Origin of the sequence: Pseudomonas sp. M1 (genome assembly GCF_022760135.1) — a bacterium.
Taxonomy (GTDB): domain Bacteria; phylum Pseudomonadota; class Gammaproteobacteria; order Pseudomonadales; family Pseudomonadaceae; genus Pseudomonas; species Pseudomonas citronellolis.
The window spans coordinates 6465843-6488817 of sequence record NZ_CP094343.1 but is presented as its reverse complement, the minus strand read 5'-3'; the positions used below and the strand labels follow the sequence as shown (position 1 = coordinate 6488817).

Sequence of the window (22975 nt, the reverse complement as noted above, 5' to 3'; positions counted from 1 at the left end):
CCTTCCTATAACAACGCCTTGCCGAGCTTGCCATGCACACCGTGATCGCCGTCGTCATGCCCATCTTCGCGCTGATCCTGGCCGGCTGGCTGGCGCGCAGGACCAACCGCCTGGGCGAGGGCGCGGCGTCGGAGATCAACAAGCTGGTGGTCTGGCTGTGCCTGCCGGCGCTGCTGTTCAAGGTCACCGCCACCTCCACCTGGGCGGAAATCTGGCAGCCGGGCTTCCTCGCCGCCTTCACCGCCGGTTGCCTGCTGGTGTTCGTCGCCACCCTGGCCTGGCGTCTGTGGCAGGGCCGCGAGCTGCCGGCGGCGAGCATCGACGGGCTCAGCGCCTCCTACGCCAACACCGGCTACATGGGCATCCCGCTGTGCCTGCTGGTGTTCGGCCAGGACGGCCTGGAGCCGGCGCTGATCGCCTCGCTGCTGGTGGTCTGCGTGCTGTTCGCCGTCGCCGTGGTGTGCATCGAGGTCGGCCTGCAGAGCGAGAAGCACGTCGGCCGCGCGGTGCTGGTGGTGAGCCGCGCGCTGCTGAAGAACCCGCTGGTGGTCTCGCCGATCATCGGTGGCCTGTGGGCCGCCAGCGGCCTGGGGCTGGCCGAGCCGGTGGTGCATTTCCTCGACCTGCTGGCGGCGGCCACCACGCCCTGCGCGCTGATTTCCCTCGGCCTGTTCCTGGCGCAGAAGCAGGAGGGCCCGCAGGTCGGCGCCTGGCCGCTGGTGCTGGTCAAGCTGGTGGGGCAGCCGCTGCTGACCGGCGTGCTGGCCTACAAGGTGTTCGCCCTGCCGCCGTTGTGGGCCGATTCGGCGTTGTTGCTCAGCGCGCTGCCGACCGGCACCGGGCCGTACATGCTGGCGGAGTACTACAAGCGCGAGGCGCCGGTGGTGTCGCGCAGCATTCTGTTGTCGACGCTGGGGTCGTTGCTGACCTTGTCGCTGTGCCTGTTGTGGATTGCCCGTTGAGCCATGGTTGCGGCCACGCCGTGGTCAAGCCTGGCGTAGGGCGGAAAAAAACCGGGCCTGCCAAGCGCGGGGCTGGCAGGCCCGTTCGCAAACCGCTTGGCGCCGGCGCGGGGAGGGGACCCCGCGTGGCGCCGGACGCGCCCCTCAGGCGTATGGCCCGAATTGCGTCAGGGTTGCGATCAAGCCGGTTCGGCAAGCGCGCCAGTCGCGCGCACGGATCGTTGGCGGCCGGAAATCCGGTGGGCGTCGCCGGCCGGCGCGGTGCCCTTGTCGTAGGGCCTGGCCAGCAGCATATAGAGCACGCCCGCGCCCAGCACCACGGCGGTGGTGAGGAACATCGAGTAGTTGATGTACCAGGGCGCGTCGGGGCTGCGCGGCCAGACCATGTTGGCGATGGCGCCGGCGCCGTAGACCAGCGCGCCGACGTTCACCAGCGTGCCCCAGGGGCCCAGGCTGAACTGGCCGCCGGGCACCCAGCCCTTGGCGCGGGCGATCAGCGCGGCGACCACGATCAGCTGGAAGGCGACGTAGATGCCGATGGCGGCGAAGCCGACGATGGTGGCCGTGGCGTCGGCCATGAACAGGCCCAGGCAGACGATGGCCGCCGGCACCACGCCGCTGACGATCAGCGCGGCGGACGGCACCTGGTTGGCCGACAGGCGCTGCAGCACGCGGCTGCCGACGATCATCTCGTCACGGGCGTAGGCGAACAGCAGGCGGCTGGCGGCGGCCTGCAGGCTGAGCACGCAGGACACGAAGGACACCAGCACCACCGCCATCACCAGGCGCGAGCCCAGCGGGCCGAAGGCGTTGGCCAGGATGGTGGCGACCGGGTCGGTGTCCTCGCCGGCGAGCACCTTGTGCATGTCCGGCACCGAGAGGATCAGCGCCAGGCAAGCGAACATCGCGGCGGCGCCGCCGATGTAGATGGTCATGCGCATGGCCTTGGGGATGCGCTTGCCGGGGTTGGGGGTTTCCTCGGCGACGTCGCCGCAGGCCTCGAAGCCGTAGTACTGGAACAGCCCGGCCAGGGAGGCGGCGAGGAACGCCGGCAGGTAGGAACCCTGCGCCGCGCCGAGGCCGAAGGTGTCGAAGAGCACGCTGAACGGCTGGTGGCGCTCGAAGATCAGCAGGTAGCCGCCGACCAGGATGGCGCCGACCAGCTCGCAGAGGAAGCCGAACATCGCCACCCGCGCCAGCAGCTTGGTGCCCACCAGGTTGAGGCCGGTGGAGACCAGGATCAGCACCAGGGCGATGTAGATGCTGACGTCCGCGCTCGGCGTGAAGCCCAGCAGCGCCGCCAGGTAGGGCCCGGCGCCGACCGAGACGCCGGCGATGGTGGCGCACAGTGCCCAGGCGTACACCCAGCCGACCATCCACGCCCAGCGCTTGCCCACCAGGCGCCGCGCCCAGGGGTAGACGCCGCCGGAGATCGGGAACTGCGAGACCACCTCGCCGAACACCAGGCACACCAGCAGTTGGCCGAGGCCGATCAGCAGGTACGACCAGAACATCGGCGGGCCGCCGGCGGCCAGGCACAGGCCGAACAGGGTGTAGACGCCGACGACCGGCGACAGGTAGGTGAAGCCCAGGGAGAAGTTCTCCCACAGGCTCATGCTGCGCTCGAAGTTCGAGCTGTAGCCGAGGGCGGCGAGCTGCTCGGCATCGGAATCGGTTACGCCAGCGGCACGCTTGGCAGGGGACCCACTCATCGTTGTTTCCTCTCAGGGGGTAATGGGCAGTGGCGGATTGTCTGCGGCGGAGCTTGCGCATCCGCCGCTGCCCTCTACGGGCTCATTGTCGTTATGGAAAGCGCGGCGCTTATTTGCCGTCGTCGTACTGCGAGAGCCATTCCACCGCGGCGTCGCGGTAGCGGGTGAAGCCCTTGTAGTCCACCAGTTCCTGGTTGAGGGACTTGAGCACGCGGTGCATGCGCCTGGCCCAGGCGGGGTTGCTGGCGATGTCCTGCAGGCTCAGCAGGTAGGTGCGGATCGGGAACACGATGGCGTTGCTGCGCGGCAGGCGGTGCAGCGGCTGCAGCTCGATGCGCAGGTAGACCTTCTCGCCGGCGTTCTCGGCGGTCACCGTGGTGCGGTCCGGGGCCCAGTCCGGCAGGCTCTCGGCGGACACGTCCAGGCGCGGGTTGACCGTCAGCGACCAGTTCAGGCGGCGCACCGGGTGGCCGTTGCGCAGGCGCAGGAGGAACTTCAGCGCGCGGTCGAGCATGCCGGTTTCCTTCACCAGCGGCACCGGGCCGTGGTACTCGTGCCAGGCCATGCCCAGGTTGAAGCGCAGCGAGTAGTCGGCGCGCTGGGTGGCGATGCCGGCGCCCCAGTACAGGGTGCCGTCGCGCTCCTCCTGCAGCACCCAGTCGCCCTGGGCCTGGCGGGTGATGTATTCCATCGGCTCGTAGGGCAGGGTGGCCGGGTCGCCGAAGGTGAAGGTGTCGTCGATGCCCAGCAGCTTGTTGGTCCAGTGCCAGCGGGTGCCGTCGCGCTCCAGGGCGAAGTACTCCGGGTAATCCTTGGCGTAGGACTCCATGATCAGCTCCAGCAGGTCCCACTGCGCCTCCATCATGTGCGGCGCCGAGACGTAGTGCATGCCCGGGTCCTTCTCCAGGGTGATGGCGCGGTCGCGGCACTCGCTGATGTAGTGCTCGTCGATGTCGAACACCGCACGGAAGGCGCCGTCGCCCACGGAGACGTGGGGTTCCAGGTTCATCGAGTACATGTACTCGTCGTCCGGGAAGGGGAAGGGCGCGCGGGCGATGCACGCGGGGCTGTTGGCGTAGGTGTAGTCGTCGCGGTAGGTTTCGTCGGGGCGGAATTGGATGGTCATGGTCGTTCTCCGGCTCAGCAGTCGATGACCAGCCGCGAGCACTTGGCGCGCGACACGCAGGGCATGATTTTCTTGTTGGCGGCCTTGTCCTCGTCGGACAGCCAGTCGTCGGTGTGGAGGATCTCGCCGTCCAGCTCCAGGACGTTGGTCTCGCACATGCCGCAGGCGCCGCCGCGGCACAGGTAGGGAATCTCGTGGCCGGCGGCCTCGGCGGCCTCCAGCAGGCTCTGGTCGGGCGACACCTCGATGGTCGCGCCGCTGCGCGCCAGGGTGACCTTGAACGGCTCGCCGGAACTGCCCTGTTCGAGGAAGCGCTCGTAGTGGATGTGGCTGTCGGTCCAGCCGTGGGCGTGGGCCGCGTCTATGGTGGCCTGGATCATGCCCTCGGGGCCGCAGACGTACACGTCGCTGCCCAGCGGGCGGTCGGCCAGCACGGCGGAGATGTTCAGGCGCTCGCCGCGGTCGTCGCGGTACAGGCGCACGGCATCGCCGTATTCGCGCGCCAGTTCCTCGCCGAGGCGCGCGTGTTCCGCGCCGCGCACCGCCAGGTGCACTTCGAACGGGGTGCCGCGCAGGCGCAGCTCGGCCAGCTGCGAGCACACCGGGGTGATGCCCACGCCGCCGGCGATGAACAGGTGCAGGCGCGCGTGCTTGCTCAGCGGGAACAGGTTCACCGGGCGGAGGATTTCCAGCTCGTCGCCTTCCTTCACTGCATCGTGCATGCGCCTGGAGCCGCCACGGCCGTCTTCCACGCGGCGCACGGCGATCTGGTAGGCGCTGGCGTCGTAGGGCGAACTCATCAGCGAGTAGGCGTTGCGGTAGGTGCCGCCGTCGTGGGGGATCAGCACCACCACGTTGCTGCCGCCGGAGAAGGGCGTGAGCTGGCCGCCGTCGCGCGGCACCAGGGTGAAACGCTTGATCTCCGGGGTCACCTGCTCGATGCGGGCGACGCGGACGTTGAGGGTTCCGCTGGACTGGCTCATGTGTCGAGTTCCTCGGCTGCCGGCAGCTCGCCGGGGACTTCGGCGTCGGCCTTGACCGCCTGGAAGGCGGCGAGGCGGCGGGAGTAGTGGTCGCGGACCACCAGGGTGCGGGCGCAGTGCGGGCAGATGAACACGCGCTGGGTGACGTTCTCGGTGTAGCCGTCGCAGTGCACGCACCAGACGCGGCGCACGAAGGAGCCGCAGTGCTCGCGCAGCACCTCGTCCCGGTTCAGGTTGATCGCATCGGCCGCCTGCATGGCGGTGCCGATGAAGCTTTCCGAGCCGGCCAGGTACAGGCGGGTGCCCATGCGCGACTGGCCGAGCAGGGCGTGCAGGTCGTCGACCAGCGAGCGGTTGCTCGGGTAGACGCTCAGCTCGACGTCGGCGATGTCGCGCAGCGCGGCCAGATGGTTCTGCCCGGAGAAGGATTCGGTGGAATAGAGCACGCGGATGGGCGCGCTGCGCGGCATTTCGGCCAGCAGCCGGAGCATGGCGCTGCCGCCGCTGCCCTGGCCGGCGACTATGTGGTTGCTGCCGGCGAGCGGGCGCAGGTCGTCGTAGACCGGCCTGCTCTTGATACCTGTGATGAGCATTGTTGTTGTGCCTCCAGAACTGCCGGCAACCCCGGTCGGGGATGCCTGGCGCGATTCGAGGACCCGCGCACGGTCACGGGTCGATGGAGGTGGAGCACAGGGTGTGCCAAGAAATTAAGTTGTTGAAAATTAATGGATTATTGTTTTTGAGGGGAGGGAATGTAAGCAGAAATGACAAGGGGATAGGCAGAAATGCAGCGTTGGTGGGGGTGGTTATCCTGTGGGGGTGGTGTGTGAGGTTGGCGCCGCCCCTCTCCCTAACCCTCTCCCTGAAGGGAGAGGGGACCGTTGGGCAGAACCGGGTATTACGGAGTTAGCCGGCAGCTCTGATGGTTTCCGGCTAAAGCCATGCTCATCTCGGCACGGACAAGCCCCCTCTCCCTTCAGGGAGAGGGCTGGGGAGAGGGGAGGGAGGTCTGCGTAATGCCAATGCACCCGGCAAACGCCATTCGCAGTCAGGGCCCCGACGTTGCAGGTGAGCACGGCTTCTCGTAGGAGCGAGCTTGCTCGCGAACCGCATGGCACCGCGTTTGTTCGCGAGCAAGCTCGCTCCTACAAGAGCAGCCTGCCGCTCAATCCCTCTGCAACTTCCGAATCAAGGTCCCGACGTCGATCCCCAGGTGCTGCGCCGCCTTGCGCTTGCTGCCGCACAGGCGCACGGCCTGGAGGATCACCTGGCGCTCGAAGCGCTGCACCTGCGCCTTGAGCGGTTCGTCGGCGCTGGCGAAGGGCAGCGGTTCTTCCTCCCCGGCGGACACGGCCTGGCCCAGCAGCTCCGGTGGCAGGTGCTGTTCCTCGGCGACGTCGTCGGCCAGCACCGCCAGGCGTTCGAAGATGTTCACCAGCTCGCGGATGTTGCCCGGGAAGTCATGGCCCAGCAGGCGTTGGCGGCAGGCCGTGGACAGCCGCAGGGGCGGCTGGCGGTCGCGGTTGATGCGGGCCAGGAGGATGTCCATCAGCACCGGCAGGTCGTCGCGGTGGGCACGCAGCGGCGGGATGTCCACCGGCAGCACGGCCAGGCGGTAGTAGAGGTCGGCGCGGAACAGGCCGGCGGACACCTGTGCCTTGAGGTCCTTGTTAGTGGCGGCGATCACCTGCACCTGGACCTTCTTCGCCAGCGGCGAGCCCACCGGCTGGATGGTGCCGTCGTCAAGGAACTTGAGCAGCTTGGCCTGCACCTGCAGGGGGATCTCGCCGATCTCGTCGAGGAACAGCGTGCCGCCGGCGGCGCTCTCGATGTAGCCGCGCTTGCCCTGCTGCAGCGCGCCGGTGAAGGCGCCGCGCTCGTAGCCGAACATCTCCGACTCGAACAGCGTCTCGGGGATGCTCGCGCAGTTCACGTCGACGAAGGGCCGGTCGCCCCAGCCGGCGGCGCGGTGGATGTGCCGGGCGATGGCGGTCTTGCCCACGCCCGGCTCGCCGAGCAGCAGCAGGCGGGCGCGGCGGCGGAAGGCGCGCACGCCCATGTCGGCGATGTCCGAGAGCAGCGGCGACATGTGCAGCGCGTTGTCCTGCGGGTCGCCCAGGCTCGCCGGGCCGTCCGCCAGCGACGGCGCCGGGGCGCCGCGGCCGGCGCTTTCGCGCGCTTCGTATTCGCGCTGGATCAGCAGCGTGTAGGGCTTCTCGTAGGCGCCGGCGGGCACGCTCTGCAGGCGGGTGAGGAACAGCCGGCCGTCGCGCGAGCGCGTCAGCGCGCTCTTGCCGCCGCGGCGCACGGCCTGCAGGAAGTCGTCGAACTGCAGCGCCGAGCGCTGGTAGAAGTCGCTGTCGCTCAGGCCCAGCACGTCCTGGCGCGCCACGCGGTTGATGCGCTCGGCGGCCAGGTTGAGGAAGCGCACCCGGGAGTCGCCGTCGCAGACGACCAGCGCCTCGCCGAAGCCGTCGAGCAGGGCGTGCAGCGCCGGCGCCTCCAGCAGCGCGGCGAGCATCTCGGCGCTGACGTTGACCGACGAGCGCATGCCCATGCGCATCGGCGCGAAGAAGCCCTCGCCGCTCATGGGTGCAGCTCTGCCGGCCGGCGCTCGACGCCGTCCGGGCGCAGCACCACCACGCGCCAGGCCTGGTCCTCGCGGATCAGGATGCGCGAGCAGTGGCTGTCGAAGGTGCGGTAGCGGCCGTACTGGTCGGGCAGCTCCAGGCGCTGCCAGGTGCGCTCGGGCAGCGGCAGGCGGTCGAGGGTGGCGGCCACGCCGGCGGCGCGGGTGATGCCGAACACCTGCTCGAAGGCGGCGTTGCGCCATTGCGGCTGGGCGGCTTCGTCGATCACCAGCACCGCGTCGGGCACCGCGTCGAACACCCGGCGCAGGGCCTCGATGCGTTGTTCGGCGTCGTGCTGCATGCGCAGCTCCTGGCTGACGTCGCGCAGGCTGCCCCACATGCGCAGCAGGCGGCCGTTGTGGATGCTGGCGCGCACGTCGTTCTCCACGTAGGCCGGCGAGCCGTCGTGGCGGCGGTCCACCGAGAGCGCGCCGTCGACGTGGAAATCGGCCTCGATCAGCCGCCGCACGAACTCCTCGTTGGCCGGGCTGCGCGGCCAGTACAGGCGCACCGGCTGCTGGCCGAAGTCGACGTCGGCGGGCATCTCGTAGATGGCCGCCATGGCGCGGTTGCACATGCGCCAGTAGGAGCGGTTCTCGAACACCTGGCGGACGATCTCGTCCGGCGTCTGGCGCACGTCCACCGGCTCGGCGAACTCGATGCACCAGTAGGCCACCTTGGCGCTGTAGAGCATCTGGCTCATGACTTCGTTGGCGTTCTGCAGCTCGCCCAGGCGCCGGCTGATGCCGCCCAGGGGCATCTTCACCAGGTGCAGGCGCGCCGGCTCGCCGTCGCGCCACTGCAGCACGCCGCTGGCCAGCACCGGCAGCAGGCCGCCGTTGTGGCGGATCAGCGTCAGCTCCAGGTCCTGCACCCGTTCGTCGGCCGGCGGGTTGGCGAAGAGCTGCTGCAGGGCGCGCACCGAATCGGCGGTGTAGACCTGTTCCATGCCCTGGCCGTGCAGCGCGCCGGGCGGGTAGCCGAGCTGGTCGCTCTGCTCGGCGGAGACGTCGAGGAAGCGGCCATCCGCGGCGATGCTGTCGGCCAGCAGCAGGCCACGGTCGAGCAGCAGGCGTAGCGGGTCCATCTGGGATTCTCCATGGGGGATGACGGGACCGGCGCGGTGGCGCGGGCCAGTCGTCTACCCAGGCAGGTTGCATGCCAGGACGCGGAGCCCGCGGCATGGGGCCCCGCGGCCTGGCGCCGTGGCGACTGTATGCAGAAATGCAGCAGCGTTTGCGTTTGCGCAGCGCCCTCGGGCAAGCGTAGCGCCTCCCCGGGAAAGGCGTAAGACAGGACTTTGGCCTAGTACACGCCCATTAACATGGCATGTTAATCTGATGCGCATTCTTCCGCGGAGGAGTGGACGATGATCGCCGTACGTGACGCCTGGGCGGCCGGGCTTCTGAAGTTGCAGAACTGGCCACGCAACCTGCTGGCCGGGGTCATCGTCGGGGTGGTCGCGCTGCCCCTGGCCATGGCCTTCGCCATCGCCTCCGGGGTCAAGCCCGAGCAGGGCCTGTACACGGCCATAGTGGCGGGCATCGCGGTGTCGCTGTTCGGCGGCAGCCGGGTGCAGATCGCCGGGCCCACCGGCGCCTTCATCGTCATCCTCGCCGGCATCACCGCGCGCTACGGCGTCGACGGCCTGCAGCTGGCCACGCTGATGGCCGGGGTGATCCTCCTGCTGCTGGGCATCACCCGCCTGGGCAGCGTCATCAAGTACATTCCCGACCCGGTCATCGTCGGCTTCACCGCCGGCATCGGGGTGATCATCTGGGTCGGCCAGTGGAAGGACTTCTTCGGCCTGCCGGCGGTGGGCGGCGAGCACTTCCACCAGAAGCTCTGGCACCTGCTGCAGGCGCTGCCGCAGCTGCACCCGGCGACCACACTGCTGGCCCTCCTCGGCCTGGCCGCTGTGCTCTACGGCCCGCGCCTGCCGTACCTGGGGCGGGTGCCGGGGCCGTTGCTGGCGATGGTGCTGGTCAGCGTGCTGCAGGCGCTGTTCCAGTTCGACGGCGTGGCCACCATCGGCAGCGCCTTCGGCGGCATCCCCCGCGGCCTGCCGGTGCCGAGCCTGCCGGAGATCAGCCTGCCGCGGATGCTGGAGCTGATCGGCCCGGCCTTCGCCATCGCCATGCTCGGGGCCATCGAGTCGCTGCTTTCGGCGGTGGTCGCCGATGGCATGGCCGGCACCCGCCACGACTCCAACCAGGAGCTGGTCGGCCAGGGCATCGCCAACCTGCTGGCGCCGCTGTTCGGCGGCTTCGCCGCCACCGGCGCCATCGCCCGCACCGCCACCAACATCCGCAACGGCGGCAACAGCCCGATCGCCGGGGTGGCCCACGCGGCGACCCTGGTGCTGATCATCCTGTTCCTCGCCCCGCTGGCCTCGAGCATCCCGCTGTGCGCGCTGGCGGCGATCCTCTTCGTGGTGGCCTGGAACATGAGCGAGGCCCGCCACTTCGTGCGCATGCTGCGCCGCGCGCCCAGGGCCGACGTGGCCATCCTGCTGATCACCTTCGGCCTGACGGTGTTCAGCGACCTGGTGATCGCGGTGAACATCGGGGTGATCCTGGCGATGCTGCTGTTCATGCGGCGCATGGCCTCCTCGGTGGAGGTGCTGCAACAGGGCAGCGCCGAGCTGCGGGACGAACTGCAAGGCGCATTGCCGCCGGGCGTGCTGGTCTACACCATCGAGGGGCCGCTGTTCTTTGGCGCCGCGGAAACCTTCGAGCGTGCCCTGGCGCAGACCCGCAGCGATCCGCAGTTGCTGGTGATCCGCCTGAGGCGGGTGCCGTTCATGGACATCACCGGGATGCAGACGCTGGAGGAGATGATCCAGCAACTGCGCAAGCGCGGGGTGACGGTGAAACTCTGCGAGGCCAACCCGCGGGTGCGGCACAAGCTGGTGCGGGCGGGGATCATCGAGGCGGTGGGTAGGCGGAATTACCACGCCAGTTTTGCCATGGCGCTAGCGGCCTGCGAGGGGCGGGAGGAGGAGGGGGTTTCTTCGTAGGAAGGATTCGGCGCCGCCTGGGAGCAATCGCGGACGGAGTCCGCTCCTATGGTTCCAGGAAGCACGGCTTTTCGTAGGATGGCGTTGAGCGAAGCGATACCCATCAGCGCAACCGCATGGGTTTCGCAAGCTCAACCCATCCTACGAAAAGCGCCCCGGCGCGGCTTGCAAGACAGTTGTTCCTACGCCCGCCGGCAAACGCAACGTCCGTAGGATGGGTTGAGCGAAGCGATACCCATCACCACACTCCGCATGGGTTTCGCAGGCTCAACCCATCCTACGAAAAGCGCTGGCGAGACCGGGCCCAGGGAAGCACGGGCGTAGGAGCGGACTCCGTCCGCGATCGAGCCGGCAGGCTGCTCCGGACTGGCCGGCGGCCCTCAATCCTGTCCGCCCACCTTCGGCTGCGTGGCATAGCTCACCCCGTGGCTCTCCAGGTAATCGCGGATCAACTGGCGAACCACCTGGGACGGTGTCAGGTCCTGGCTGGCGCAGAGTTCCTCGAAGGCCTTCTTCTTCACCGGGTCGATCAGGACGGTCAGGCGGGCGGTGCGGTTTTCCATGGGTTCTACTTGTTCGGTTCGCGGATGTTAATCAAATTCTAATGCCCCATCCGCGCCCCTGTCATGGCGCCGTCCGCCGCAGCCGCCGCGGGCTCACTGTTCGCCGCGGATGTACTGCTCCAGCTGCTGGATCAGCTGGGCCTGCTCGGCGATGGCTTCCTTGACCAGGTCGCCGATGGACAGCAGGCCCACCAGTTGGCCGTTCTCCACCACCGGCAGGTGGCGCAGGTGGCGCTCGGTCATGATGCTCATGCAGGTGTCGACGTTCTGCTGCGAATCCACCGTGACCACCGGCGAACTCATGATGGCGCTGACCGGGGTGCCCACCGAGCTGCGGCCCTGGAGGATCATCTTGCGCGCGTAGTCGCGTTCGCTGACCACGCCCACCACCTGGCCGTTGTCCACCACCGGCAGGGCGCCGACGTTCTTCACCGCCATCACCCGCAGGGCGTCGAGCACCATCTCGTGCGGGCCTATGGTGTGCACCTGCTGGCTCTGCTTGGCGTGGAGGAGCTGTGCGACGGTCTTCATGCTGGATGTCCTTCTGCTGTTGTGCGCAGGGCTATTACCCCGGGGTGGCGACAGGATCGGCAAGCGAGGCTTCCCGCACAATGCTGGAAACGGCATCGCCCCCATAGGAAAACGTCATGACCTTCCTTCTGACTTATAGCCAAATGCGCCGCGCCGCGCGACCGCCGAGGCTTTGCGCGGGGCCGGCGAGGCCGTAGCATTGAGGCCTGCCGCACCCCGCCTGCCGAGATAGCACCATGCACGACGACGACATCGACCTCCCCGAGCCGGAGCACGAGCACCTGCTCGACCACGAGTGGGACGAGGATTCCCCGGAGGATTTCGAGCACGACGCCACCGGCCTGCGCGACGAGCCCGAGGACGCTGAGGACGACTGGGACGACGAGGACAGCGACGCCCACTGGCACGACGACTGAGGCGCGCCGGCGCTCACTGCGAAGTGATGCGCCGGTATTCGTTCTGGTACTGGTCGAACGGCAGGTTGCTGCGCTGCAGCTTCTGCAGCTGGCGCTCCTGGTTCTCCACTGCCACCACCGGCTTGGCCGCCGCCTCCCGGCTGGCCACCGACTGGCCGGGCGCCGGGGCCGGCGCGGGGCGGGCCGGTTGCTCGGCCGGCGTGCTGGCCGGCATGGGCGCTGCCGGTAGCGGGTCGCGCTTGGCGATGCGCTGGGCGCTTTCGACTTCCTCGATGATCGCCTTGGAAATGTCCTTGAGCTGGCCTTCCAGCGCCTCGGGTTCGGCGGAGTCGGTCTCGTAGCGGCGCGAGCCCATCAGCCGGCCGCTGGGGCCGTCGGTGAAGCGCACGTTGACGCGCAGGCTGCCCTTGCCCAGGCCGTCGCCGTCGGCCTGCTGGCGCAGGCGGTCGACTTCCACCACCAGCAGCGTCGCCGGCAGCGCGGTGGGGGTCACCGCGCCGGCCTGCTCGCCCAACTGGTAGTCGGACGAGGCCGCGCGGTCCGTGAGGATGCGCCGCCAGGCGCTGGTCAGCCGCGTCCAGCCCGGCGTCGCGGTCACGCTGGGGTCGCCCTGGAAGTTCACCAGCAGGCGGTTGCGGGTGTCGGCATAGGTGCTGATGGGGGAGAGCGCGTCGGCGCGCTTCACATCCGCCGCGCAGCCGGCCAGGCCGGCCACGAGGAGCAGTACGAAACAGGTACGCACGATGGCCTCCTTGGAAAATGCACGGGCCGGGAGGTGCAAGTCTAGTCGGTGCTTTGGCGCTTGCAGGGCGCGGCGGCACATTTCCGTCGCCCGGCTGTTCACCTGGCAACAGCGCATCAGCAGCTTGCCCGGCCGCGGACAGGACGATAACCCGGCGCCTGTTGCAAGTTCATGATCCGCAAGGCTTTCCGGCACTGGCACGGTTGCTGCTCCGGCCCAGGTGGAAGCCGCGTGGCGCCTGGCCGCGCGGCATGCAATCGCGCCACTCCCGGAGAGCAGAACCATGAGCCAGCAACCCGTCCGCTTCGCCTACTGGGTGCCCAACGTCAGCGGCGGCCTCGTCGTCAGCAACATCGAGCAGCGCACCAGCTGGGACTTCGACTACAACCGCCGGCTGGCGCAGAGCGCCGAGAAGGCCGGTTTCGACTATGCCCTGTCGCAGATCCGCTTCACCGCCGGCTACGGCGCCGAGTACCAGCACGAGTCGGTGGCCATCAGCCACGCGCTGCTGGCGGCCACCGAGAAGCTCAAGGTGATCGCCGCCATCCTCCCCGGCCCGTGGAGCCCGGCGCTGGCGGCCAAGCAACTGGCGACCATCGACCAGCTGACCGGCGGCCGCATCGCGGTGAACATCGTTTCCGGCTGGTTCAAGGGCGAGTTCCACGCCATCGGCGAGCCCTGGCTGGAGCACGATGAGCGCTACCGCCGCTCCGAGGAATTCATCCGCGCGCTCAAGGGCATCTGGACCCAGGACAACTTCACCTTCAACGGCGACTTCTACCGCTTCCGCGACTACAGCCTCAAGCCCAAGCCGCTGCAGCGCCCGCACCCGGAAATCTTCCAGGGCGGCAGCTCGCGGGCCGCGCGCGACATGGCCGCGCGGGTGTCGGACTGGTACTTCACCAACGGCAACACGCTGGAAGGCATCAAGGCCCAGGTCGACGACATCCGCGCCAAGGCCGCGGCCAACGGCCACGCGGTGAAGATCGGGGTGAACGCCTTCATCATCGCCCGCGACAGCGAGGCCGAGGCCCGCGCGGTGCTGCAGGAGATCATCGACAAGGCCAACCCCGAGGCGGTCAACGCCTTCGGCCACGAGGTGAAGAACGCCGGCGCCGCCAGCCCGGAAGGCGAGGGCAACTGGGCCAAGTCCAGCTTCGAAGACCTGGTGCAGTACAACGACGGCTTCAAGACCAACCTGATCGGCACCCCGCGGCAGATCGCCGAACGCATCCTCGCGCTCAAGGCGGTGGGCGTGGACCTGGTGCTCTCCGGCTTCCTGCACTTCCAGGAAGAGGTGGAGTACTTCGGCGAGAAGGTCCTGCCGCTGGTGCGCGAGCTGGAAGCCGAGGCGCAGCGCAAGGCTGTTGCCTGACGGGCAACTGTTGGCTGCCGGACAGTGCTTCAACAAACAGTGTCCGGCCAGCGACTCGGCTGCCTTTTCCAGTCAGTAAGTTTCTGATTTATAGAGAGAAAATTTCGGGCATGGATCGTGCTCAGCCAGGACAGGGCCCGCTGCCGGGAGGTCCCGGCCCCACACGGGCCACTGTTCGCCATGAGGAAGACCATGTCCGTTTCTGCTGCCTATCCGATCAACCGCCCCGCCGCGCGGATCATCCGCGACGACGCCGAGGCCATCCGCGTCGCCCATGAGGTCGCCGAGCTGCTGCTGGCCGGCGCTTCCGAGCGCGACCTCAACCGCCTGGTGCCGGTGGAGATCGTCGACGCCTTCTCCAACAGCGGCCTGTGGGGCATCACGGTGCCGCGCGAATACGGCGGCGCCGAGGTGTCCCACGCCACCCTGGCCCAGGTCATCGCCATCGTCTCGGCGGCCGACCCGTCCCTGGGGCAGATCCCGCAGAACCACTACTGCCTGCTGGAGGACATCCGCCTGCAAGGCAGCGAGGAGCAGAAGCGGCACTTCTTCGCCCTGGTGCTGGAAGGCCACCGCTTCGCCAACGCGCTGTCGGAAACCGGCGGCAAGAACGTCCAGGACATCCGCACCCGCCTGGTCGCCGAGGGCGACGGCTACCGCATCGACGGCCGCAAGGGCTACTGCACCGGCTCGCTCTACGCGCACTGGCTGGGCGTGCTGGCGCTGGACGAGCAGGACCGCGCGCAGCTGGCCTTCGTCCCGCGGGAAAGCGCCGGGCTGACGGTGGTGGACGACTGGGACAGCATCGGCCAGCGCACCACCTCCAGCGGCAGCGTGCTGCTGGACGGCCTGCGCGTGCCGGCCTTCCACCTGTTCCCCAGCTACCGCTCCTACGAGAGCCCGACCCTGGCCGGACCCTTCGCCCAGATCACCACCGCCGCCATCGACGCCGGCATCGCCCGCGCGGCGTTGCGCGACACCATCGCCTTCGTCCGCGAGCAGGCGCGCCCGTGGATCGACGCGGGCGTGGAGAAGGCCAGCGAGGACCCGCTGACCATCATCCAGGTCGGCGGCCTGGACATCCGCCTGGAAGCCGCCGAAGCCCTGCTGGAACGCGCCGGCCTCGTGCTCGACGCCGGCAAGGCGGCGCCCGACGAGGACAAGGTGGCTGCCGCCTCCCTGGCCGTGGCGCGGGCCAAGGTGCTGACCACCGAGATCGCCATCGAGGCGAGCAACAAGCTGTTCGAACTCGGCGGCACCCGCTCCACCCTGCGCAAGCACAACCTCGACCGCCACTGGCGCAACGCCCGCGTGCACACCCTGCACGACCCGGTGCGCTGGAAGTACCACCTGGTCGGCAACTGGCTGCTCAACGGCAAGCGCCCGCCGCGCCACGACTGGAACTGAGGGGGCGCCATGAGCAAGCAGATACGCCTCAACGCCTTCGCCATGAACACCGTCGGCCACCTCTCGCCCGGCCTCTGGCGCCACCCGCGCGACCAGGCGCGGCGCTACACCGACATCCACTACTGGGTCGAGCTGGCCAAGACCCTGGAACGCGGCAAGCTCGACGGCCTGTTCATCGCCGACGTGCTGGGCGTCTATGACGTCTACGGCGGCAATGCCGACGCCGCGCTGCGCACTGGCGCGCAGGTGCCGGTGAACGACCCGCTGCAACTGGTCCCGGCGATGGCCGCGGCTACGCGCCACCTGGGCTTCGGCGTGACCGCCTCGGTGTCCTTCGAGCACCCGTTCCCCTTCGCCCGGCGCATGTCCACCCTCGACCACCTGACCGGCGGCCGCGCCGGCTGGAACATCGTCACCTCGTACCTGGCCAGCGGCGCGCGCAACCTCGGCCAGCAGCGCCAGCTGTCCCACGACCAGCGCTACGCCCTGGCCGACGAGTACCTGCAGGTCTGCTACAAGCTGTGGGAAACCAGCTGGGAAGACGACGCCGTGGTCGCCGACCGCGACAGCGGCGTCTATGCCGAGCCGTCCAAGGTCCACGGCATCCGCCACGAAGGCGAATACTTCCAGGTGCCCGGCTTCCACCTTTGCGAACCCTCGCCGCAGCGCACCCCGGTGCTCTACCAGGCCGGCGCCTCCAGCCGTGGCCGGGCCTTCGCCGCGGCCAACGCCGAGTGCGTGTTCGTCGCCGCGCCGAGCAAGGCGGTGCTGAAGAAGCAGGTGGCCGACCTGCGCGAAGCGGTGCGCGCCGCCGGGCGCGAGCCGGGCGACGTGCTGGTGCTGGAACAGCTCACGGTGATAGTCGCGCCGACCGACGCCGAGGCCCTGGCGCGCCTGGCCGAGTACCGCGAGTACGCCAGCGCCAGCGGCGCCCTGACGCTGATGTCCGGCTGGACCGGCATCGACTTCGCCGAATACGCCCCCGGCCAGGTGCTGCGCGAGGTGCCCAGCGACGCCATCCAGTCGGCGGTGGAAGCCTTCACCCGCGCCGACCCGACGCGCACCTGGACCACCGCCGAGATCGCCGACTACTGCGCCATCGGCGGCGACGGCCCGGTGCTGGTGGGCTCGCCGCGGACCGTGGCCGACCAGCTGCAGGAGTGGGTGGCGGAAACCGACGTCGATGGCTTCAACCTGGCCGGCGTGGTAATGCCGGAGACCTTCGAGGCGGTGGTCGACCTGCTGGTGCCGGAGCTGCAGGCCCGCGGCCTGTTCAAGCGCGACTACGCCGAAGGCACCCTGCGCCACAAGCTGTTCGGCGCCGGCGACCGCCTGGCCGCGCCGCACCCGGTCGCGGCCCTGCGCGAGGAGGCCCGGCGATGAACGAGTGGCTGGCCAACGTCGACTGGAGCGAGATCGCCCAGGCCTGTCTGGACACCCTGAGCATGCTCGGCGCGGCCCTGGGCTGCACCGTGCTGCTGGGGCTGCCGCTGGGCGTGCTGCTGTACCTCACCGGCCAACGCCAGCTGCTCGACTCGCCGCGCCTGTACCGGGTGCTCTCGGTGCTGGCCAACGTGCTGCGCTCGATGCCCTTCATCATCCTGCTGATCGTGCTGATCCCCGCCACCGAGCTGCTCACCGGCACCTCGCTGGGCGTGCGCGGCGCCATCCCGCCGTTGGTGGTGGGCTGCACGCCGTTCTTCGCGCGGCTGGTGGAAAGCTCGCTGCGCGAGGTCGACCGCGGGCTGGTGGAGGCGGTGCAGGCGATGGGCGCGAGCACCCGGCAGATCGTCTTCCACACCCTGCTGCCGGAAGCGCGCACCGGGCTGATCGCCGCCATCACCGTGACCGCCATCGTGCTGGTCGACTACACGGCCATGGCCGGGGTGGTCGGCGGCGGTGGCCTGGGCGACCTGGCCATCCGCTTCGGCTACCAGCGTTTCCAGACCGACGTCATGGTGGTCACCGTGCTGCTGCTGATCCTGCTGGTGCAGGCCCTGCAGATGAGCGGCGACCGCCTGGTGCGCCACTACACCCGGCGCTGAACCCAAACACCCGCTCGCGGCGGCCGGGAAAACGCCGCCGCTGGCCCCACGTCCAACCCACGACGGCCATTCCAAGAAACCACTGATCGGAGCAAACAGCATGAAGAAAGTCCTGGCCGCCCTGGCTGCCGTAATAGCCATCAACGCCCACGCCAACGAACACCTCGTCGTTGGCGCCACCCCGGTGCCTCACGCGGAAATCCTCGAATTCGTCAAACCGGCCCTGGCCAAGCAAGGCGTGGACCTGGAGGTGAAGGTGTTCAACGACTTCATCCAGCCCAACCTGCAGCTGGCGAAGAAGAACCTCGACGCCAACTACTACCAGTACCGCCCGTTCCTCGACGACTTCAACAAGACCCGCCACACCAACCTGGTGCCGGTGGTGGGCGTGCACATCGAGCCCTTCGGCGCCTACTCGGCCAAGTACAAGAGCCTGAGCGAGCTGCCCGATGGCGCCAGCGTGGCCATCCCCAACGACCCGGTGAACACCGGCCGCGCGCTGGTGCTGCTGGCCGAGGCCGGGCTGATCAAGCTCAAGGACCCGAGCAATCCGCAGTCCACCGAGCGCGACATCGTCGACAACCCCAAACACCTGAAGATTCGCGAGCTGGAAGGCGCCATGCTGGCGCGCTCGGTGAAGCAGGTCGACCTGGCCTTCGTCTTCGCCAACTACGCGCTGGAAGCCGGCATCGACATCAAGAGCGCGCTGATCGTCGAGAAGGGCAAGGACCTCTACGTCGAGTTCCTGGTGGCGCGTCCGGACAACATCCAGGACCCGGGCATCCAGAAGCTGGCCAAGGCGCTCAACTCGCCGGAAGTGCGCAACTTCATCCTGACCCGCTACAAGGGCGAGATCGCCCCCGGCTTCTGATGTGACCCGGCGCGGCGCCCAGGACGGGCGCCGCGCCCGGCAGGAACGCACCCATGGTCAGCTTCAATCATTCGCAGCCCCTGGCGGCTGCCACCCACATCCGCCTGCGCGGCCTGGCCAAGCACTACCTGGCCGGCGGCCGGGAAGTGCAGGCGCTGCACGGCATCGACCTGGAGATCCGCCGCGGCGAGGTGTTCGGCATCATCGGCCGCAGCGGCGCCGGCAAGTCCTCGCTGCTGCGCTCGCTCAACCGCCTGGAGCGGCCCAGCGCCGGCCAGGTGCTGGTCGACGGAGAGGACATCGGCGCCTTCGACGACGCGCGCCTGGCGCAGCTGCGCCGGCGCACCGGGATGATCTTCCAGCACTTCAACCTGATGGCCTCGCGCAGCGTTGGCGACAACGTCGCGCTGCCCCTGGTGTTGGCCGGCGTGCCGCGCGCCGAGCGCGAGCGGCGGGTGGCCGAGCTGTTGCGGCTGGTGGGCCTGGCGGACAAGCGCGAGGCCTACCCGGCGCAGCTTTCCGGCGGGCAGAAGCAGCGAGTCGGCATCGCCCGCGCGCTGGTGCTGCAACCGGATCTGCTGCTGTGCGACGAAGCCACCTCGGCGCTGGACCCGGAAAGCACCCAGTCGATCCTCGCGCTGCTGCGCGACATCAACCGTCGCCTGGGCCTGACCATCGTCCTCATCACCCACGAGATGGAAGTCATCCGCGACCTCTGCGACCGCGTGGTGGTGCTGGAGCGCGGCCGGGTGGTGGAGCAGGGTGAGGTCTGGGAAGTGTTCGGCGACCCGCGCCACGAAGTGACGCGCAGCCTGCTCGGCACCTTGCACCACGACGCCGACGGCGAAGCGGCGGGCGAGGGCCTGCTGCTGGACCTGCACTACAGCGGCGGCAGCGCCCGCGAACCGGAGCCGGCCGCCATCGGCCGCGAACTGGGCTACGAAGTGCGCCTGGTGCAGGCCAGCCTGGAGCGCATCCAGGGCCGCTCCCTGGGCAGCCTGCGGCTGCGTGTGGCGGCGCCGGTGGCGGAGCGCGAGGCGGTAGTGGCGCGCGCGAAGGCGCTGGCGGATCGGGTCAGCCTGGTGGGCAGTGCCTGACGGGGCTCAGATGGACAGCCGCACCACGCGGTTGTCCAGCGCCTGCTCCGGGCCGCGGCGCTTGTTCACCACCAGCTCGCCGATGGCGATCAGCCGCGTGCGGGTGACGTTGCGCGACAGGCCCAGCAGGTTGGCGGTGTGCACCTGGTTGTGGTGGCAGAAGCGGTAGGCGGCGCGCAGCAGGCTTTCCTCGACGCGTTCGTAGAGCGCCCCGGCGGATTCCTCGAACAGCCGGCGGAAGGCGCGTTGCAGCAGTTCCTCGGCGGACTCGCCGCCACTGGCCGCGGGGCTGCCGGCATGGCCGGCGGGGGCCTCCTCCTGGCGTTCCAGGCGCAGGTTGGACAGGCGCAGGTCGTCCTCGCGCACCAGGCCGTCGCGGCAGGTCAGCAGGCTGTGGTGGATGACGTTCTCCAGCTCGCGGATGTTGCCCGGCCAGCCGTAGCCCACCAGCTTGCGCTCGGCCTCGGCGCTGAGCTGCACCTGGCCGTAGCCCAGGCGCTCGCTGTAGCTGCGGATGAAGTGGCGGGTCAGCGGCAGGATGTCGCCGGGGCGCTCGCGCAGCGGGTGCAGTTGCAGGGTGACGACGTTGAGGCGGTAGTACAGGTCCTCGCGGAAGTGCCCGGCGTTGATCGCCCGCTCCAGCTGCACGTTGGTGGCCGCCAGCACCCGCACGTTGATCGGGATGCTCTTGCGCGAGCCCAGGCGCACCACCTCGCGCTCCTGCAGCACGCGCAGCAGCTTGACCTGGATGGGCATCGGCAAATCGCCGATCTCGTCGAGGAACAGGGTGCCGCCGTCGGCCTCTTCGAACCAGCCGGCCTTGGCGCTCAGGGCGCCGGTGAAGGCGCCCTTCTCGTGGCCGAACAGCTCGGCCTCCACCAGGGATTCGGAGAAGGCCCCGCAGTTCACCGCGACGAAGGGCCCGTTGCGCCGCCCGCTGAGGTTGTGGATGTGCCGCGCCACCAGCTCCTTGCCCGTGCCGGTTTCGCCGATGATCAGGACGCTGGCCTCGCTGGGGGCGACCTGTTGCAGATGGGCGAGCAGCGCCTGCGATTTCGGGTCTTCGAAGACCTGTGCGGTCGCCCGGATCGAGGTGGCCAGTGCGGGGGAGGGGGGTAGCGTCAGCAGTTGCATGTCTCTGCCTCAGGAATAGAAGGTGGGTGTCGGCCGCGTACCGTTGAGCGCCCAGTCCCCCAGCTCGTGGAGCTTGTAGTCCAGCGGGTCGTGCAGGGACTGGGTGCGCAGGTTGCGCCAGAAGCGGTCCAGGCGCAGCGAGGCGTGGGTGGCGCGGGCGCCGGTGACCTCGAACAGGCGGTTGCAGATGTCCAGGCCGGCGCGGCTGGCGGCGACCTTGGCGGTGGCGATGGCCACCGCCAGCTGCGCGCGCTCCTCGGCGCCCAATGCGTGTTCCTTGCGCCAGGCTTCGTCCAGCAGCGCGGCGGCGCGCTGCACCAGCAGGCGCACGCTCTCCAGGCCGACCCAGAACTCGCCGTAGTGGCGCAGCACGTACGGGTCCTCGCCGACGCTGCGGGCGCTGGAGCGGAACCACGGGCGGCTTTCCTTGAGGCTGTACTGCCGCGCCTCCTCGAAGGCGCCCTCGGCCACGCCGAGGAACAGGTTGGCGAACAGCAGCTGGGCGATCAGCGGGCGCAGGCAGGCGAAGGGCGTGCTCAGCGGGCCCGGGTCGAGCAGCAGCTCGGATTCCTCCACGCGCACCCGTTCGAAGGTGGCGCTGCCGCTGTCGGTCTGCCGCTGGCCCATGTTGTCCCAGTCGCCGTGCAGGGTGATGCCGGTGCGGCCGCTGGGGATGGCGGCGATCAGCAGCTTGCCGCCGTTGCCTTCGTCCACCGCCGAGGCGATGAGCATTTCCGAATCGCTGGCGCCGGAGCAGAAGCTCTTCTTGCCGGAGAACTCGCGCCAGCCGTCGAACTTCTTCACCACGGTGCGGGTGTCCAGGGGGTTCAGGGCGTTGCCCCAGAACCAGTGCTTGCGCGCGGTCTGCTCGAACCACGGCTGCCACTGCTCGGGGCGGGCGAACAGGCGCACGGTGGCCAGCATCAGGTGCTGGAAGCCGAACACGTGGGCGATGGAACTGTCGACGCGGGCGAACTCGCGGGTCACTTCCAGGGCCTCGCTCCAGCTGGCGCCCAGGCCGCCGTACTGTTTGGGGATGACCAGGCCGAGCAGGCCGCTGCGGCGCAGGGCGTCGCGCTCGGCCTTGGGCGTGCCGCCGAGCCGGTCGCGCTCGACGGCGCTTTCGGCGAATTCCGCCGCCAGCTGGCGGGCCAGTTGCAGCGGGCTGAGGATGGAGGCTTGTGCCGGCGAATTCATCGGGCGGCTCCTCAGGCGATGCGGCGCAGCGCGCGGTGGTCGCCGAACAGCGGCAGGGCGCGCTCCACGGCCAGGCGGATGCGCGCCTGGAGCAGTTCGCAGCTGATGCGGTAGTCCTTGAAGTCGGCCTCGCTGGCGTACACGCCCAGCGGCAGGGTCAGCGACTGGAAGAAGCTGAACAGCGGGCGCAGCTGATGGTCGATGACCAGCGCGTGGCGCTGGCTGCCACCGGTGGCGGCGAGCAGCACCGGGGTGCCGATCAGGGCGTCCTGGCAGATCAGGTCGAACAGGTGCTTGAGCTGCCCGGGGTAGGAGCCGCGGTACACCGGCGAGGCCACCAGCAGCAGGTCGGCGCCCTCGATGGCGCGCAGCTGCGCCTCTACCTCTTCCGGCAGCTCGGCGCGGCTCAGGGCGCCGCCCACCGGGCGGGCGATGTCGGCCAGCTCGATGAGCTGGACCTCGGCGTCCAGGTGGCGGCCGATCTCGGCGAGGATGGCCTCGGTCAGGACCAGGGTGCGCGAGGGGCGATAGGCGCCGCCGGATACGGCGACCACTTTCAAGGGGGCAGTCATGTTCGGTTTCCTGTGCTGTTGCCCTGCCGGCAGGGCGGGTTCAGGCCGGGTTTCGCAAGACCTGTGCCAGGACTCAAGTCATTGATTGGTATGGGTATTCATCAAGTGTTGCTGGGCGAACTGTTGGCTGGCGGCTAGTTGCTGCTGGGCAACTGTTGGCAGCGCAACAGTGGAGCGGCCGTCGATTCCTGCGCAGTTATAGAGGAATCGAGGTTGAGGTAAAAAAGAATAAATTCAGATTTTATTATTCTTTAATTGAATATGAGGGTTGCAGGCCGCGTCAGGCGGCGCCCTGGCTGCGGAACTCGCTGGGCGACAACCGCGTGTGCTTGCGGAAGAAGCGGCTGAAGTAGCCGACGTCGGAGAAGCCCAGGTCGTGGGCGATGGCCTTGATGCTCTGGCGCGAGTGGGCCAGCTCGCGCTTGGCTTCCAGCACCAGGCGCGCGTTGATCGCCGCCATGGGGCGGCGCTGGCCGCCCTGGCGGTGTGCGCCCAGGGCCGCCGCGCGGAGCGGGCGAAGGTGGCGGGCGCCGGTTCCTGGTGAGCCGGGCCTGAATGCGCAACGCCGGTCAGCTTCCTGACCGGCGTTGTCG

General features: G+C 69.2%; 21 protein-coding genes and 1 pseudogene. 9 read left to right on the top strand and 13 right to left on the bottom strand.

Annotation, left to right across the window (positions count from 1 at the left end):
* The first annotated feature begins 32 nt into the window (after positions 1-32).
* Positions 33-962: an AEC family transporter gene (locus PM1_RS28895; RefSeq protein ID WP_009614984.1), complete on the top strand. Its 930-nt coding sequence runs from the start codon at positions 33-35 to the stop codon at positions 960-962.
* Between the two features lie 179 nt (positions 963-1141).
* Here the strand turns inward: PM1_RS28895 and PM1_RS28890 are convergent, their stop codons facing one another.
* The 6 genes from PM1_RS28890 to PM1_RS28865 all read right to left on the bottom strand — a co-directional run bounded on the left by PM1_RS28890 (position 1142) and on the right by PM1_RS28865 (position 8500).
* A complete protein-coding gene (locus PM1_RS28890; RefSeq protein ID WP_009614986.1) occupies positions 1142-2674 on the bottom strand; it encodes an APC family permease in 1533 nt (510 codons plus the stop codon).
* Between the two features lie 109 nt (positions 2675-2783).
* Positions 2784-3800: a heme-dependent oxidative N-demethylase family protein gene (locus tag PM1_RS28885; protein ID WP_009614988.1), complete on the bottom strand. Its 1017-nt coding sequence runs from the start codon at positions 3798-3800 to the stop codon at positions 2784-2786.
* Between the two features lie 14 nt (positions 3801-3814).
* The gene (locus PM1_RS28880; protein ID WP_009614991.1) at positions 3815-4783 is read right to left on the bottom strand and encodes a PDR/VanB family oxidoreductase; all 969 of its coding nucleotides are present in this window, start codon (positions 4781-4783) and stop codon (positions 3815-3817) included.
* Positions 4780-5376, bottom strand: a complete 597-nt coding sequence (locus tag PM1_RS28875) for a dimethylamine monooxygenase subunit DmmA family protein (RefSeq protein WP_009614993.1) — start codon at positions 5374-5376, stop codon at positions 4780-4782. Before PM1_RS28875 ends, PM1_RS28880 begins: the two co-directional genes overlap by 4 nt.
* A gap of 572 nt (positions 5377-5948) precedes the next feature.
* Complete coding sequence (locus PM1_RS28870) at positions 5949-7373, bottom strand: sigma-54 interaction domain-containing protein (protein WP_009614995.1); 1425 nt, start codon at positions 7371-7373, stop codon at positions 5949-5951.
* Positions 7370-8500: a PAS domain-containing protein gene (locus tag PM1_RS28865; RefSeq protein WP_009614997.1), complete on the bottom strand. Its 1131-nt coding sequence runs from the start codon at positions 8498-8500 to the stop codon at positions 7370-7372. The genes PM1_RS28870 and PM1_RS28865 overlap by 4 nt, the downstream gene beginning before the upstream one ends.
* A gap of 282 nt (positions 8501-8782) precedes the next feature.
* Here PM1_RS28865 and PM1_RS28860 point away from each other — a divergent pair, with 282 nt between their 5' ends.
* Positions 8783-10432 carry a SulP family inorganic anion transporter gene (locus PM1_RS28860; RefSeq protein ID WP_009614999.1) on the top strand — a complete coding sequence of 550 codons (1650 nt, stop codon included), beginning with the start codon at positions 8783-8785 and terminating at the stop codon, positions 10430-10432.
* 380 nt (positions 10433-10812) lie between these two features.
* Here PM1_RS28860 and PM1_RS28855 read toward each other — a convergent pair whose 3' ends face one another.
* On the bottom strand, positions 10813-10995 hold the full coding sequence (locus PM1_RS28855; RefSeq protein WP_009615001.1) for a ribbon-helix-helix domain-containing protein: 183 nt from the start codon (positions 10993-10995) through the stop codon (positions 10813-10815).
* Positions 10996-11088: 93 nt separating this feature from the next.
* On the bottom strand, positions 11089-11526 hold the full coding sequence (locus PM1_RS28850) for a CBS domain-containing protein (RefSeq protein ID WP_009615003.1): 438 nt from the start codon (positions 11524-11526) through the stop codon (positions 11089-11091).
* A gap of 236 nt (positions 11527-11762) precedes the next feature.
* On the opposite strand from PM1_RS28850, the gene PM1_RS28845 reads away from it, so the two are divergent.
* Positions 11763-11942: a hypothetical protein gene (locus PM1_RS28845; protein ID WP_009615004.1), complete on the top strand. Its 180-nt coding sequence runs from the start codon at positions 11763-11765 to the stop codon at positions 11940-11942.
* A 13-nt stretch (positions 11943-11955) separates the two neighbouring features.
* Here PM1_RS28845 and PM1_RS28840 read toward each other — a convergent pair whose 3' ends face one another.
* On the bottom strand, positions 11956-12684 hold the full coding sequence (locus tag PM1_RS28840; protein WP_009615005.1) for a hypothetical protein: 729 nt from the start codon (positions 12682-12684) through the stop codon (positions 11956-11958).
* Positions 12685-12967: 283 nt separating this feature from the next.
* Between PM1_RS28840 and sfnG the strand changes: the two genes are divergently transcribed.
* The 6 genes from sfnG to PM1_RS28810 all read left to right on the top strand — a co-directional run bounded on the left by sfnG (position 12968) and on the right by PM1_RS28810 (position 19479).
* Positions 12968-14059 carry a dimethylsulfone monooxygenase SfnG gene (sfnG, locus tag PM1_RS28835; RefSeq protein WP_009615006.1) on the top strand — a complete coding sequence of 364 codons (1092 nt, stop codon included), beginning with the start codon at positions 12968-12970 and terminating at the stop codon, positions 14057-14059.
* 192 nt (positions 14060-14251) lie between these two features.
* Positions 14252-15466, top strand: coding sequence for an SfnB family sulfur acquisition oxidoreductase (locus tag PM1_RS28830; RefSeq protein WP_009615007.1), 1215 nt, complete (start codon positions 14252-14254; stop codon positions 15464-15466).
* A 9-nt stretch (positions 15467-15475) separates the two neighbouring features.
* Complete coding sequence (locus PM1_RS28825; protein WP_009615008.1) at positions 15476-16849, top strand: LLM class flavin-dependent oxidoreductase; 1374 nt, start codon at positions 15476-15478, stop codon at positions 16847-16849.
* Complete coding sequence (locus PM1_RS28820) at positions 16846-17511, top strand: methionine ABC transporter permease (RefSeq protein WP_009615009.1); 666 nt, start codon at positions 16846-16848, stop codon at positions 17509-17511. Before PM1_RS28825 ends, PM1_RS28820 begins: the two co-directional genes overlap by 4 nt.
* A 100-nt stretch (positions 17512-17611) precedes the next feature.
* A complete protein-coding gene (locus tag PM1_RS28815) occupies positions 17612-18382 on the top strand; it encodes a MetQ/NlpA family ABC transporter substrate-binding protein (protein WP_009615010.1) in 771 nt (256 codons plus the stop codon).
* 53 nt (positions 18383-18435) lie between these two features.
* The gene (locus tag PM1_RS28810) at positions 18436-19479 is read left to right on the top strand and encodes a methionine ABC transporter ATP-binding protein (RefSeq protein ID WP_009615011.1); all 1044 of its coding nucleotides are present in this window, start codon (positions 18436-18438) and stop codon (positions 19477-19479) included.
* Between the two features lie 6 nt (positions 19480-19485).
* On the opposite strand, the gene PM1_RS28805 is transcribed toward PM1_RS28810, so the two are convergent.
* From PM1_RS28805 to PM1_RS28790, 4 genes and pseudogenes are all read right to left on the bottom strand, one after another.
* Positions 19486-20613, bottom strand: a complete 1128-nt coding sequence (locus tag PM1_RS28805) for a sigma-54 interaction domain-containing protein (protein WP_009615012.1) — start codon at positions 20611-20613, stop codon at positions 19486-19488.
* A gap of 9 nt (positions 20614-20622) precedes the next feature.
* Complete coding sequence (locus tag PM1_RS28800; protein ID WP_009615013.1) at positions 20623-21810, bottom strand: acyl-CoA dehydrogenase family protein; 1188 nt, start codon at positions 21808-21810, stop codon at positions 20623-20625.
* 11 nt (positions 21811-21821) lie between these two features.
* Entirely contained in the window at positions 21822-22382 is a 561-nt protein-coding gene (gene msuE, locus PM1_RS28795; RefSeq protein ID WP_009615014.1) for an FMN reductase, read from the bottom strand.
* Positions 22383-22662: 280 nt separating this feature from the next.
* Positions 22663-22845, bottom strand: a pseudogene (locus tag PM1_RS28790) (helix-turn-helix domain-containing protein); the annotation flags it as partial.
* Positions 22846-22975 lie beyond the last annotated feature (130 nt).